The sequence below is a fragment of the Halioglobus sp. D3-4 genome (assembly GCF_055809315.1).
The window spans coordinates 1,626,521-1,641,524 of the sequence record NZ_CM147907.1 but is presented as its reverse complement, the minus strand read 5'-3'; the positions used below and the strand labels follow the sequence as shown (position 1 = coordinate 1,641,524).

Here is a 15,004-nt window from a genome sequence, read left to right as displayed (position 1 = left end):
ACCGGAGCAGGGTGTTAGGGTCACTGCAGGATGATACCCCTGAACGTCACAGGCGCTGCCTCGATAAACTGTTCAGAGGTTGTTTGAACTATTGTTGCGCAGCTTCTTTCTAAATGCCGTATCCCAGACCGGCTAGCTTTTTGTTCAGGATTCGCATCTCTTCGTCCACGATTTCCTGCCAGGTCTCTTCACCGGGTCCGTTCTTATCAAGACTCACGCCGTCGGTGCCAACGCCTGGCTGAAAGAAGGCAAGTACGGCAACTCCGGTTCGGTAGTTTGACTTGGTCTCCTGATCGTCGGTGACACTCATCAGCTTAATGAGGGCTGAAGCAATTTTACCCTTGGTGTCGGGGAGAACGGAGATGTCATGTGCAGTCTGGCCGTCCATGCCAATACGGCTTAACTCCGACATATAGCTCTGCATGAGCTCCAGTGATTCTTCCAGTGGCAGATCTTCAAACTCATCCAGTGCTGATGACAAAATATTCTCCTGTCTATTATTTAGGTGTAATCATTGTGAAATGTAGTCATTCCTGACGATCTTTATCGTGTGGATCGACGATTTGGGACCCAAACCATTGGGCTCCCTTTACAGTAAAATGACTGGTGTCCCAGAACAGCAGTGACCCATCGTCGAGAAAAAACTTACAACGATCACCGGGGCAAATAATATCGAATGAAGAAATGAAGTCAATCCCCAGTTGCTCAGCAGTGGCTTTCACCTGTGTATCAAGCGGTGCAATATCACCGGCGATCTCCCTCGCACGTCGTTCTATGAGTTCTACAGCATTGTCAGTATCTGCCATTGAAATCGCGATTGAGTGAAAGTCAGGGAACTGTGGGCGACGGCCAAGTAGGACGATACGTGTTCCTGGCCTTGTCCTGCTTTTTACATATTTCACGAGCGGAACAAATTCTGGCGCCCAGAAATTAGGTGCCATACTGAACACGATATAGACTTCATCGGCCAGCCCCAAGTTGGTTGAACTCTCAAGGCCTGCCAGGATGCTCGCGCAGGGTTCTTCGGTCAGTGGCGATTGTGCGGCAAATATCTGGTAACAAAGCTGGTTGTAACGCTGTGTCTGTATTTCGGCCTCGTCGCCCAGATTCTGCACAAGGCCAACCAGCATGTCGTCTGCAAGGCTGTCCCCTACTATTAGAATCTGGCGCTTGTCCGCATCCTGCGAAAAATCTCCCGGCGGATTCTGCAGCAGGTGGGCCGCACGTTCGCGCTGCAGTTTTCCTATATCACTAAGGGCCTGTACCACCACGCCGTCGCCGTAGCGCCAGGCCCAGCCCTGATTTGCCCAGCCACTGGCACCGACAAAACAGAAGGCCAGCGCAATCAATGCACAACTCAGGCCGAAACTGGATGAAGACATCTGTTTGCCTGCGTTGCGGTTGTAACGGAAAGGCCTCTCTATCCAGCGGTACATCATTTCCGCTGCGACAATTGAAGTCACCACAATTATCCATTGCTCAGTGACGGTAAGCACGGTCTTAGTGTAATAGGTGTAAAAAACAATAATCGGCCAGTGAATCAGGTACAGCGAGTAGCTGATTAACCCTAATCTGACGACCCAACGCTGGCTCAATGCCATTTTGCACAATCTGGACGAACGTCCGAAGTGGATTAAAAGAGCAGTTCCCAGGCAGGGTGGCAGCGCGAAAATCGATGGGAAGGGGGTTCCATCAGTATAGAAATGCACACCGAGAAAGATCAGTCCCAGCCCCAGTAAACAAGCGATTTCTGCCAGTACGGGGTTACTCTCCTTGCGGCTGTCGAAGAAAACCAGACTGGCTCCAATGGCAAATTCAAATATCCGAAAGGGTGCCAGGTAATAGATGGTGGCCGCTCCATCGGAAAACCAGTCGTTGATGGATGGCGCATATTTTTGTATAAATGTACTGTCGCCGGTAAAAAACACAAGGTTCAGGTAGAGGCTAAAGAGCCCGGCGAGTAGCAGTGCTATAGGGATGACATAGCGGGGTGTCTTGAGCAGCAAAAACACCAGAGTGGCCGGCCATATCAGATAAAACTGTTCCTCAACGCTGAGCGACCAGGTGTGAAGCAGCGGTTTGATGGTCGCAGCGGTATCGAAGTAGCCGCTTTCTGACCAGAAGTAGAAGTTTGAGAGGCTGACGACTGCGTGTACCAACGCACCAGAGAAGCGCTCCAGGTCGCTGGGCGAGAACAGTAAAAAGGCAAATACGAGACACAGTGCGAAGGTAAAGAACAAGGCGGGCGCGAGACGACGGGCGCGACGCATGTAGAAGTTGGAGAAGCTGAAAGATTCAGTGCTTGTTACTTCTGCCCTGATCAGTTGGGTAATCAGAAAGCCGCTGATCACAAAGAAGACATCGACCCCTACGAAGCCGCCGCCAAAGCTTGAGAATCCGAGATGAAAGAAGAGGACACTCAATACGGCCAGAGCGCGCAATCCGTCGATATCTGGTCGGTATTGCATAGGTTACTGAAATCTCATTCGAAGGCAGTTGCGCGTCTAGTATAGGCTGGATGTTTGGCTTCTAGCGAATAGATTGTCCCCGGGGTATGACATACAGCACAAAAAAACATGCGTTGGGATGCTATATCCGGACCAATGTCCGGCGTAATGTCCAGAGGAAAAACACCGTGCTTGTGCGTTCCGCGGTGTACCAGGCGATACTATCCTGCGGGCTTTTGCTCATAGAACAGGGAAGCGTGGTCGAACCACTTATTGTGATACCTGCTGATAGTACTGGCAGCATCTGTCGTGTGGCTGTGGGGCTCACAGACTGCGGTGCTGTTCCCGCTATACAATACCTTGAAGTCCCTGACCCTGGCCTTCAGGCAAAAGTCTGCGCTTGCGATTACTCTGCACTCATAGGCGGCGTCAAACCCACCGACAGCATTTACCACCTCGCGGCGGATCAGCAGCAAGTTGTCCGGTAGCCATTTCGCATTACATGTGTAGTCAAACTGCTGTGTATCCTGCTCTCCTGCGCCTTTGGGAACAGGAAGCTGATCTTCATCAAAACCGGGATCTGCCGAAGCGATCAGTCCCGAGGCGTTCACGAATTTGGGGCCGACAACATCTGCCAACTGCTCGTGCATCACATCCAGCAAAGCGTCAAGCGTATTGGGGTCTTCGATTTGGGTTTCTTTATCCAACAGGCAAATCAATGGCCTGTCTGTTTTCTGAAAGCCCTGGTTGTAGCTGGCGATTCGACCAGAGTCCGAAGGCGCAACGAAATGTATCGCATCCTTGGCAATACCATGCTTTGCCAGTGCCTCTCGTTGTCGAGTTATGTGCTCGGAATCTTCCGTCTCACTAGCTAGAGGGATTATAAAGTCGATCATCGCTTTATCCGGGCGGGGAAGCGGTAGGCGCTCATAGGTGTAGGGTGGAACTTCATTTGTGCGCTTTATCGGTAAACCGATGCGGTCGATGCTTATGTCTGCCAGGCGTCTCCACATTTCATGCGCGCCCTGAACTTCCAGTGTGTCGCTGGCCCGATTCGGATTGAGCCTGTAGTAGTAGAGCACCTCATCGATCAGTTCGATGGGGCCGAGTTCCTCCACTTTCAAAATGATGTCGCAATCCTCACCAGCGAACATAAAGTCCTCGAATCCTGCCCAGCCCTCGGTGCAGTCGTACATGGCGCGATTGATTAGATAGGGCTGAGAGTGATTGAAAACATCAGTCACCATACCGTGTTGATAGTGGCGCGGCTCAAACGGAAACCATTGCTCCTCGTCGACGACTCGTCCGTCCTCATCAATGAACTTGCGCAGGCCGCGCACCATTCCGCACCACGGTTTCGACTCGGCAAAGGCCAGCAGTTTTTCAACTGCATCGGCGGTGAGGACATCATCATCATCCAGCGGCAGTATGTAATCCCCCTCAGAGCGCTCAGACAGGAAATGGCGCGCATTGGCGATACCGCGGTTCTCTTCAAAATAGATGCGGATATTCGGGTGGTTCTGCGCCTCCAGCTCTTTCAGGACCGCATAGGATTCTTCGTCTCCCCCATCCCACACGAGAGAGAATATCCAGTTTTTTGACGATTGGGTCAGTACAGAGTTGATACACTTTTGCAGCCATTTACCCTTGAACACTGGAGTTTCTATCGACACGATCATGCGGGGTCCTCTTGGGGTAGGTTTGGAACCTGATTCAATAAAATGCGCCGATCAAACTTAGCCAATACCCAAGGTCAATGCAAATATTCATCCCTACAGTGGAACTTGCTGCACAAACTGTCATTATCTGTCTCGTAAGAGCGCACGCTAATGTTGTAAATCGACCTGTAATCACGGAGTTTCTTGAACCAGCGCACATTCGCGGCAGCTGGTATGAGTCAGTTCATTCTATAGTGGTGTCGCAATCCGGAGAGCGGAGGGACGTAATTCACAGTTACGGCAATTTCACAGTCAATAAGGCGAGTTTGGAGAGCCCCAGCATTGATCGCTGTGCAGAATAGGTGCTAGCCTTTCTGGGGCTAACGGACTCTCACCACAGAGTATGTTGCCATGATTTATTCAATTAACGAAACACATTGAAACCTGATCCTATGACTAGTAGCCAAGATACTCGAAGTCCCCGTTTGTTGTTCATACTCAACAACGATTATGGTGAGCTTGGCCTTGCGATGTATTTTCTGCAGGGACGAAATCTGGCGAGCACTACAACGCTACTACTTCCACCGCGTTTATTTTCCAAGAACAAAGACACCCTACCCGGCAAAACATACAGCTATGACTCCATCGAGGACATTCTCCGTACAGTGGATCAAACCGAACCAGACATTGTATTCCTATTCTCCGGTTATATATTGCCACTTCACCAGATCATCTCACTTGAGGAAACGGAAGCGCTGGTAAACTTATTGTCTGGCAGAAGTTGCAAAGTGGTAACAAGTGATCCCTTTTTCGGGATTTTCTCCCAGTTGAACCCCGCCGAGGCTTCAGCGCCGGAGGCTTTACAGTTGTTTGAAACGGAAATCATCAAGGGTCAACCCTGGCCGTACAGGCTCAGCACGACGTTTGGCAATATGCGGATATTGAACCAGTTTGCAAGAGCGTCTCACATCATCCGAAACACGACGCACCTGTACTATACCCGTACCCATCCCGATGATGAGTCGATTGAAGTTGGTACTGATAATATTACATTCTTCAACCCCAGCCTGGTTCGAGATGTGGCAGATTCTGATAACGGGAATACCCCGGCCGAAAAAATATCCTCTGAGGAAGGTAGTGACAGGCACTGGTTGTTTATTCTTGGTTCAGTGGACTATGACCTTCAAACGTCATTCTATGGTGAAGAGAAGTTCCTCGGTATTTTGCAGAAGAAGCTGGAAGAGACTTTGCTGGCCGGCAGACGCCCCGTATTTCTGGCACCCGATGAGTGTGTGCAAAAACTGCGGGCTCGCGCACCCGTCCAAGCTCGAAAAGACTTACTGACATTTTGTGCGTATGAAGACTTTAATGCCCGCCTGCTAAATGCCGAGTATGTGTTCTACTGGAATCTGGCCTCCTATTCCACCTTTTTACGTGTCATCAACGGGTTGCCCATGTTCATGTTCGATGAGGGGCATCTTGCGCGGCACGTAAAACCAATGCATGAGCGTATGGTCCGTTGGTACTATCAGAACTGGACCCCGCCCAGTCTAAATCAGCACCGGGCGCTGGACGCAGCCGCCCTGCTAGAGCTTTCCAAAGATTACAAGAAAGAAACAGACGATATAGTGAAGAATTTGAGAGAACTGCCTCCTCCCGAAGAGGTGATTGAAGAAATATTTGGCAGGTAAGTTTCGCGTGTCAGTGACAATGAGGCGCGATCAAACGACCGTACGAAACGAGAAGACTGAGAGCATGGGCGACAATAATCCACAAGAGCATGCCAACGAGCTGTTCAAGCAAGAGCGCTGGGAAGAGGCGGTGACGGCCTATCGGCAGGCGATCGAGGTCGATCCCGATGTGTACTGGTCGCACTACAACCTGGGGCAGTCACTTTCAAAGCTGCAGTGTTGGGAAGACGCGGCTGCGGCCTATCAGCGTGGGCTCCAGATCAGTCCGCAGCAGGTGTGGGCACATTATCACCATGGCCGAGCCCTGTCTGAATTGCAGCGCTGGGAGGAGGCGACGACCGCTTATCGGTTGGCTATTGATATCGATGCGGATAAGTTTTGGTCGCACTATCATCTGGGGCAGGCTCTGTCTGAATTGCGGCGGTGGGAGGAAGCCGCTACAGCCTACCGGCAAGCTGTCCGCGTTGATCCCGGCAAATTCTGGTCTCATTACCACCTGGGGCGAGCCCTGTCTGAGTTACAGCAATGGGAAGAAGCTGCGACTTCTTATCGATTCGCCATCCAGATAGATCCAAACGTGTTCTGGGCGCATTACCACCTCGGCCATGCATTGCTGGAGATGCGGCGCTGGGAAGAGTCGGTCACGGCCTACCGGCAAGCCGTGCAGATTAACGCAGACCTTTTCTGGCCGCATTTTGAAATGGGACAGGCGCTGGTTGAACTGCAGCGCTGGGAAGAGGCAGCAGCCGCCTGTAGTAAGGCCATTGAAATTGAAGCCGATGAATTTTGGTCCTATTTTCGCCTTGGGCAGTCACTGCTCGAGTTGGAGCGTTGGGACGAGGCAGCAGTAGCCTTCAGGCATGCCAAACTGCTCGATCCAACCTCCTTCTGGCCGCCTTACAATCTCGGACGCGCCCTAACAGAGCTGAAGCGTTGGGACGAAGCTGCCACCGCCTATCAGCAGGCCATCGAGCTGAAGTCCGACTGGTATTTGCCATTCTGTAATTTTGCTCAGGTGTTGGAGCATCTGGGCCGGTCGCAGGAAGCAATCATGAGCTACAGAACGGGTATTTCACTTGAGCCAGAGAATCCGGATTGTCGCGAGCGCCTCGGCCGTTTGTTTCTAAGGATGGGAAAGCTTTCGGAAGCGGCGGAAGTTTATGGCCAACTGATCACTATGATATCTTCAGCGGAGTTGCTAATAACGTTGGCCGACGCGCTGTCAGAGATTGGACAAAAAGAAATCGCGATACCGGCGTATTGCAGGGCCATGGAGATAGATGCTGGTATCCCGCTCATCTACAATCGCCTGGGAGCATTGCTCGAACAAGTGGGCAGAGCTGAAGACGCACTGATGATTTACAAGCAGGCAGTTGCCATAAGTGTCGGAGATGAAGAGACTCGTCAACGCTTTGAGAAACTTCAGCTCGAGATGTCTGGTGCAAGCCAGTAGGGCGATTATTGGTCGTTTAAAGCGCCATGTCTATGCAGCGATACTCATCTATCCGGACTGCTTGGGTCAGTGCTGACCGACGGATAAAAGCTGTTCGGTGGGCTACAATGGTGGCTCAGCCAGAATACGGAGTGCGCGCTAAAATCTATACAGCGTTACATATTCGTCCCGGTCGGTTTTTACGGAGTGATCACATCTCAAGGTAATTGATGGAAGTATGAAGAGGTTGTTTTTACATTTCGGTAGGCATAAGTGTGGCACTACCTCTATCCAAAAGACGCTGTATCACAACAGAACCAAGCTCTTTGAGTCCGGTTATTACTATCCACTCGCAGGCATCAGAGTTGCCGCTCATCACGAGATCGCTGAAGCGCTGAGCAATAAAATGCCCTCGGCGGATGAGGCTACGCTGGAAAAGTTATATCTGGAACTCAAGAGTGAGATTGAACTCACCAATTGTAGAAATGTGATTATCAGTAGCGAACAGCTGCAAGCCTGTGATCCAGCAAGGGTAGCTGATTTTTTCAGGGATTTTGATGTCGTACCTGTATGTTATCTGAGAGAGCAGGCTGCATACTTGCGTTCCTCCTATCTGCAGAAAGTTCACGCAACTGACTACGCAGGGACTGTTGAGCAGTTTTATCAGGAAGGATTTTCCCCGAACTATCGGGTTTTTCTGGAAAGATGGCAGGCCGCCTTTGAAAGAGGCATCTCTGTCAGGGTGTTTGACAGAGGTAGTCTGACGGACGGTGATGCGGTTAGAGATTTCCTGATTGCCATTCTGGGTTTAACCAGTGAGGAGTTGCAGAACCTACAGATGTTGAGCGATGAAAACCCCTCTCTGAGTCGTGAAACATTAGCATTCAAGCTTGAATACAATAAACGAGGCCTCCCAAATAACGGAACTGTCTATTTTGGTTTGGGCAAACTGAGTAAAGCCGACACTTCAAAGTATGAGATTCCGCAAGCGATCACTGAAGCAGTGCGCGAAAAATACTCTGATTCCAATCGTTGGGTTGAGGAGAATATCCTCACTAACGGACAGAGGTTTTCCTATCCGCTATATGAAGGTGAGCCACTGGAGAGAGTAACCCCCGAACAGTTTGATGCAATACTCGAAGATCTGAATGCCATGAAAGAGCGTGAGAAGGCAGAGGAAAGGGAGCGGGAGAAACAGGCAAGACAACTGGCCAGACAGCAGATACGAGCGGCGAAGCGGCAGGCTGAGAAGGAGGAGAGACAGCGCAAGCGGCGGCAACAGAGGCAGACCGAACAACTGAAGGAGAAGATGAGGGCGGACGAAAGGGAGCGCAGAGCGAAAGTGAAGGAGGAGAAGGAGAAGCGCAAAGCGGACAGGGAGAAGCTGAAATTGGCGGGACAGAAAATGGGTGACGCACCCCGTCTACTGGACCGGCTAGCCAGTGCCCTCAATCGACGTACTAAGTAACCCCAATTGAGTCTCTTGCGAGGCTCTCAACGCGCGCATAACTTATGCAGGCAGTTCCCGATGATTTCCAGGCCGCGATTAAACTCAGTCGGATCGATGGTTAGAGGCGGTGAAACTCTGATGCATTGCTGTGTGTGAGACGTGATGACGCCGTCCCGTAGCAGCTGTAAGTAGATATCGGGTATCCGGTTGAGAGCCGGGTTTGCAAAACTGATAGACAAAAGTCCTCCCCGCCCATCGATTTTTATGTCGTACGACTCAAATTCTGGCTGGGAGAAATACCCGTAGAAAGCTCGTTCCAGCATCGCCGTTTTCTCCGGGAAATTCTGCTGCTCCATTAATTCCAGAACACCGCATGCCGCAGCACAGGCAAGGCTGTTACCGGCGAATGTGCTGCCCGGAAGAGCGCTATTCAAATATTTTGACAGCGGCCGCGAGCAGGCGACGCCGGAAATGGGAAACCCATTCCCCAAGCCTTTCCCGAAAACAATTACATCAGGTTTGATGTCCTCTTGAACAGAGCAGAAAAAGCCCTCACAGCGATGGAAGCCGGTCAGTATTTCATCGGCGATCATCACGATATTATGCTTGTTACAAAATTTGCGTACTGTTTTCAGGAATCCGGGGTGCAGCAGTCTAGGGCCTGAGTATCCGACCACGGGCTCAAAAATAAGCGCCGCGATATCCTCTACTGGCAGGGCATTCAGGTATGCTTCAATCACTGCCGGGTCATCCGATCCATCGCTGTCAATGACCGTTCTGTAGGACTCCGGGACCGGACCGTAGCAATCGGGGAAATGCTGCACCAGATGCATCGTTCCGAGGGTTTTACCGTGAAAATGGTCTTTGAAGGATACGATACGATTGCGACCTGTTGCCGCCCGTGCAAAGCGCAATGCGAACTCAATGGCCTCAGCACCGGTGCTGTAAAGCGCTGCCAGGCTTAGGTCCTGCGGAAGTATGGCGTTAATTTTTGCAATGGCTTCCAACTGAATTTCCGTTGCAAAGAAATTGGATGTCCACACCGCACCTACCTGTGCAACCAGCCTGGAGTTGATCTCTGGTACGTTGTGGCCACAGTTTACGGCACCCATTATGGCGCTGAAATCCAGGTATTTGTTCCCGCTGACATCTGTAATGGTACTGCCGTCGGCGGATTTTAAGACGATGGGATACTTCAAGTAGTGATCGGGGCGAAAATAGTCGGTGTCAGATAATTGCTCGTTCATATTTTCTCTCGATCATTCAATAGTTGAAGCGCTGATACGCGAGAACGCATCCCTCGCCGTCAATATCCATGCCTGAACTATACCACTTGCTTGGCTGCCGGACACCGGCGCGGTGCATGCGAAATGTGATCCACTATGCATATCTATTGTCACGATACGATACTGGGGTGGTTTCATGGGGTATCATTCAGGCAGTTATAAAATAGCACTTGGAAGAGGCTGCTGAGTTGTTTGGTCAGAAGGTTGAAATCGACCCCGGTGCATCACAATCGGCCTTACGCGCTTGTGATCGATGTCTGTGGGCGGTATGCAGCACGCAGTTGGTGAATGTCTGCAATGACATGGTGCGTACCGGTGACTGAATCTTTGTCACACCTGCATCAGGGTGAGGCGTTATTAAAGCAGGAGCGCTGGGAGGACGCTGTAGAGGCGTTTCGAAAATCCATAGCGCTGGATGCGAAGAACGCTTGGCCGTATCACCATCTCGGTGATGCCCTGGCCCGGCTCGGACACTTGTCTGAGGCGATGGTCGCGTATGAGCAGGCACTGGCGCTATCGCCAAAGAGTCCGTGGACACTCAAGAATTTTGGCAACGTATTATCTAGACTCGGACGCTGGGATGAGGCCGAGGCTGCCTATCGCAGTGCAATCGGTTATGACTGGACCGAGCCTATGACATTTCTCCACCTGGGCGAAGCGCTCTCGCATCAGGGGCAGTGGCAAGACGCTGCACATGCCTATCGCACTTCCATTCGGTTGGATGCGGACAACTCGTGGCCACATCACCATCTGGGTGATGCACTGTGCCATCTCGGCGAGTATGCAGAGGCGGTAACCGCGTATGAGCAGGCGCTGGCACTTTCACCTGAAAATTACTGGACGTTGAAGAATCTGGGTCGTGCGCTGGCAGAGCAGGGTGAATGGGAACAAGCTGAAGCAGTTTATCAGAAGGCTTTGGCCACCGATGCCACGCAGCCTCAGCTTTTCCTGCAACTCGGCGAAACACTCGCGAAGCAGGGCAGGTGGGAAGCCGCTGTAGAGGCTTATCGTAACTCTATCAATCTGGATGCCGAGAATGCCTGGGCCCATCACCATCTGGGCGATTCTCTTGGCAGGTTGGGAGATTATCCGGGTGCAGTTCCGGCCTATGAAAAAGCGCTCGCATTATCGCCAGATAGCCCATGGACATTAAAGAACCTCGGCAATGCGCTGTTGCAGCTGGATCGTTTAGATGAAGCGGTTGCAGCCTATCAGGACTGTGTGTCAATCACCGATGATGATGCCGAAGCTCACCTTAATCTGGGCACAGCATTCTCGAAGTTGGGATACTGGCACGAGGCAGAGGCAGCATATGCCCAGGCCCGGCTGGCGCTGCCTGATGATCTGCGCCTTGCCGAGCTGCAGGCCGGTGTATGGTTGAAACTGGAACGCTGGCAGCAAGCGGCGTCTGCATATGAGCAATGCCTCGTGGCCAGGCCCGATGATGCCCAGTTGCAACGAAACCTGGGTATTGCCGTTTTTAAACTCGAAACGCAGAAAGCGTACCTGACGGTTAATCCCGGCGCCGTATTGCATGCTCCATCACCCAGAGATGAGGAATTGCCACTGCCAGAGTTGGACTGGAGTGAAGCCCGCTTTGGTCCGCGGGTGTTTGAAGTTGAACGCTGGCTTGAGAGCCTTGTTCCCGGGCATGCGCGATGCTCGGAAAACCCCGAACCCGGTAGCCGTCAGCCGGCTCAAACAGCACGCATGCTGTTTATTCTCGACAACGATTTTGGCGAACTGACCACTGTGATGTATCTGCTTCTGGGGTTGAAATGCGCGGACAGGATCATGGTGCAGATGCCACAGCGCGTTTACGAGGCTAATAGCGATGCGTTTCCGGGGCGCACATTCTGCTACCAATCGTTCGCTGATCTGGATCAGGCGGTCGAGTCGTTTTCACCGGATATCGTGTTTTTGTGTTCCGGATATCTTTATAGCATGCACGATATTTGCTCACATCAGGCGCTGGAGGTCTTTGTCGACACGCTGGTCACGCGAGGTTGCAAAGTGGTGACTGCCGACCCGTTCCTTGGCGTGCTGTCGCAGAAACCCATCGCCGAGCTGATATCGATCGATGTTCCCGATGCCACTGATCTGGAGCTGCCCGCGCATGTCTTCCAGCATCTGGAGAGTGTGAAGAAGGAGCAGGACGAGCAGATTGTAGAGCAATTGGCCGGCGCAGAGTGCATTCTTCGCGAGCATCTTCACCTGTATCCGGCACACGCAAGTGCAGAGTGCGGGCAGACGAAGGCGACAGCTGCGCGCGAGGTGGCATTTTTTAACCCGAATCTTCTCTACAAAGCATCGCTGGAACCCGACACCAGTACCAGGCCGCACTGGCTGTTCGTACTGTCATCCACTGATCTTGAAGGCCAACTGATGTTTGAGGCGGTGCACGGTTTTCGAGAAATTGTAGTGCGGCTGTTACAGCAGGCACGGGACGCGGGGCGGCGACCGATATTCATCGCTCCGGAAAAATTCATTCGGGAGTTGGCACGAGATCTGCGCGGGTACGACGATATTGAGTTAATCAGTTTCTGTTCTTTTACACGCCTCGTCTCGCTATTGTTGACTGCAGAGTATGCCTTTTACTGGAATTCAGTATCACACACGATTTTGCTGAGATCCTTTAATGGCTTGCCTGTTATTCTTTTCGACCGCGGGCATCTGGTCAGGAATGTGGAAGCGATCTATAAGCCTGTCGTGCAATGGTACTATCAGGGTTCACAACCAATTTATATGGATCATCACCAGCCGCTGACATTGGCGTCGCTCGACGCGGCAACTGCGGGCTTCAATGGAATAGCGGAGCAGATGGTTCGGGGCTTTCAGCGTGCGCCTGATTCAGGTGCAATGATTCAGCAAATACTCGACGCAGCGGGGACAGGTAAGTGATGCTCCCGAGCGAACACTACATCATGCGATACCAATTGGTACGCGACTGACAGGAGCGGCGAAGCATGGACGTATCTAAATACATACCACAGAACCCGGAAGACGGCGATTGGGACGTGGTAGTGGTGGGTACAGGAATGGGAGGCTCCACTATCGGGCTTGCCTTGGCGCGAAAAGGGCGCAAAGTGCTGTACTTGGAAAAAGGAAAGTTCCTCCACAACGGGCCGCTCAATGCGCCCGAACCACCCTCAGGTGCAATGTCCGAGGAAGACATGCGATTACATACCGGTTGGTGGCCCAGCCGCTTGCAGGGTACGACCACGTTTGGCAAAGCCGATTTCTTCGCACCATTAGGCTGCGGCTCGGGTGGCACCACGGGGCACTACGGCGCGCAACTGGAGCGATTCCAGCGCAGTGACTTTTCGCCGAAAGAGCACTTTGCTCATGTCGAGGGAACCAGTCTGCCGGATCACTGGCCGGTCTCGCTCGAAACTATGACACCTTATTACCGGCAGGCGGAATCCCTCTTTCATGTCTGCGGTACCCAGGATGTACTGAATACAGACGAGGGCGCAAATTTACGCGAACCCCCACCGCTGGCCGAGCGGGATCAGGCCTTGCACGACTCCTTCAAGGATTTAGGCCTGCATCCCTATCGCGCGCACGTTGGTTATGAGTATGTTCCCAATTGTTTCGAGTGCACGGAGATTTGTCCAAAAAATTGCAAAAGAGAGGCGGGGCAGGTCTGTCTGTTGCCAGCGCTTTCCGAGCACGGTGCCCAGATTCTGCCCGAGTGTGAGGTCGAGGAGTTGCTCGCGGATAAACAGCGGGTAACCGGAATACGCGCTAACTACAAGGGCAAGGAAATTATTATCAAGGCCGGCACCGTCGTGCTGGCCGCAGGCGCTTACATGACGCCGCGATTATTGCTTAAATCCGCATCGGCGACCTGGCCGGACGGCTTGGCCAACCGCTCGGGCATGGTGGGGCGCAACCTGATGTTGCACACCAGTGATTTTATGGCACTGGACTCCCCGGAATGGCTCTCGCCGGAGGGTCCTCGAAAAACCCTGGCGCTGAACGATTTCTACATGGATAACGGGCATAAGCTGGGCACTTTCCAGACGGTGGGTTTTCCCTTTGAATCGGTCTTTATCCTTGCCTATATGCGTCATGTTGCGGATGCCGACCCTCGCTGGTGGCGTAAGATAAGCAACCCTTTACTGCCAAAGCTCTCTGAGTACGCGCCGCGATTGTTCGCCCGGTCAACGATGTTTGCGACTATCGTGGAAGACTTGCCCTACCAGCATAATCGTATCATTTTGGATGAGAGTGCGCCCAATGGTATGCGCTTCGAATATGAGTACACGAAAGAGCTGAAATGGCGCAATGCGTACTTCCGCAAGCGGGTCAAGCAGACACTGTCGCGAAAGCACCGTGTCCGTGTACTCAGTGGCCGAAACAACATCAACTACGGCCATGTTTGCGGGACCTGCAAATTCGGTGATGACCCACAGACCAGTGTACTCGACAGCAATAACCGGGCTCACGACCTCGACAACCTGTATGTGGTGGACGGCTCTTTCTTTCCGTCCAGCGGCGGAACCAACCCTAGTCTGACCATCGCCGCCAATGCACTTCGGGTGGCTGAGAGCTTGTAGCATCCGGCAGGGACATTGTGTGTCGTCAGGGCGGGAGGCGCCCTGTTTTTGGCTGCGAATGGATAGCCATTGCTAGTTTGTTTGCTGTAGGAGCGTAAGCGTATGCAGGGCCGGTGTCAGCAAATTTTACACAGTGGGAATACGGGCAGCTCAGGATGCGCTAGAAGGCTTGCTGTGTCTGCTTTTCGCTAGAATGGCATCTTTTTTGCAGCGAGGTAGGTTGCAAGAAGCTAAGCAGGCTACAAGGCGTGCAGCTCAATAGGAGCCAGGTAGCGACTATCCGTCGACACCTGAGTAATGCAAGGAGTGCTGTGAGTGAAGTCTCGACCAAATAAAGTATCGGGTGTAGCCCAGGGAATGGCCTTGTGACGACTGCACAACTGATGGATATGAGCGGCCCTGAGCCCCGTGGCGTGACCGGCGGGAGAGATATAAGCAATAACTCAGAATCGCGTATTGTGACACTTCCCGGGAATTG

At 52.3% G+C, this 15,004-nt stretch carries 9 protein-coding genes; 5 read left to right on the top strand and 4 right to left on the bottom strand.

Annotated elements, in window-relative coordinates; translation table 11 throughout:
• Positions 1–109 precede the first annotated feature (109 nt).
• From AC0L6S_RS07100 to AC0L6S_RS07090, 3 genes are all read right to left on the bottom strand, one after another.
• Positions 110–481: a hypothetical protein gene (locus AC0L6S_RS07100; protein WP_473427729.1), complete on the bottom strand. Its 372-nt coding sequence runs from the start codon at positions 479–481 to the stop codon at positions 110–112.
• Between the two features lie 46 nt (positions 482–527).
• Complete coding sequence (locus AC0L6S_RS07095; protein ID WP_473427728.1) at positions 528–2,468, bottom strand: acyltransferase family protein; 1,941 nt, start codon at positions 2,466–2,468, stop codon at positions 528–530.
• Between the two features lie 200 nt (positions 2,469–2,668).
• Positions 2,669–4,126 carry a glycosyltransferase family 2 protein gene (locus AC0L6S_RS07090; RefSeq protein WP_473427727.1) on the bottom strand — a complete coding sequence of 486 codons (1,458 nt, stop codon included), beginning with the start codon at positions 4,124–4,126 and terminating at the stop codon, positions 2,669–2,671.
• A 416-nt stretch (positions 4,127–4,542) separates the two neighbouring features.
• On the opposite strand from AC0L6S_RS07090, the gene AC0L6S_RS07085 reads away from it, so the two are divergent.
• The 3 genes from AC0L6S_RS07085 to AC0L6S_RS07075 all read left to right on the top strand — a co-directional run bounded on the left by AC0L6S_RS07085 (position 4,543) and on the right by AC0L6S_RS07075 (position 8,696).
• Positions 4,543–5,796 carry a hypothetical protein gene (locus AC0L6S_RS07085; RefSeq protein WP_473427726.1) on the top strand — a complete coding sequence of 418 codons (1,254 nt, stop codon included), beginning with the start codon at positions 4,543–4,545 and terminating at the stop codon, positions 5,794–5,796.
• Between the two features lie 64 nt (positions 5,797–5,860).
• Positions 5,861–7,249, top strand: a complete 1,389-nt coding sequence (locus AC0L6S_RS07080; protein ID WP_473427725.1) for a tetratricopeptide repeat protein — start codon at positions 5,861–5,863, stop codon at positions 7,247–7,249.
• A gap of 217 nt (positions 7,250–7,466) precedes the next feature.
• On the top strand, positions 7,467–8,696 hold the full coding sequence (locus AC0L6S_RS07075) for a hypothetical protein (RefSeq protein ID WP_473427724.1): 1,230 nt from the start codon (positions 7,467–7,469) through the stop codon (positions 8,694–8,696).
• A 26-nt stretch (positions 8,697–8,722) separates the two neighbouring features.
• Here AC0L6S_RS07075 and AC0L6S_RS07070 read toward each other — a convergent pair whose 3' ends face one another.
• On the bottom strand, positions 8,723–9,925 hold the full coding sequence (locus AC0L6S_RS07070) for a class-III pyridoxal-phosphate-dependent aminotransferase (protein ID WP_473427723.1): 1,203 nt from the start codon (positions 9,923–9,925) through the stop codon (positions 8,723–8,725).
• Positions 9,926–10,279: 354 nt separating this feature from the next.
• Between AC0L6S_RS07070 and AC0L6S_RS07065 the strand changes: the two genes are divergently transcribed.
• Complete coding sequence (locus tag AC0L6S_RS07065; protein ID WP_473427722.1) at positions 10,280–12,865, top strand: tetratricopeptide repeat protein; 2,586 nt, start codon at positions 10,280–10,282, stop codon at positions 12,863–12,865.
• Between the two features lie 65 nt (positions 12,866–12,930).
• Complete coding sequence (locus AC0L6S_RS07060) at positions 12,931–14,526, top strand: GMC oxidoreductase (protein WP_473427721.1); 1,596 nt, start codon at positions 12,931–12,933, stop codon at positions 14,524–14,526.
• Positions 14,527–15,004: the final 478 nt, after the last annotated feature.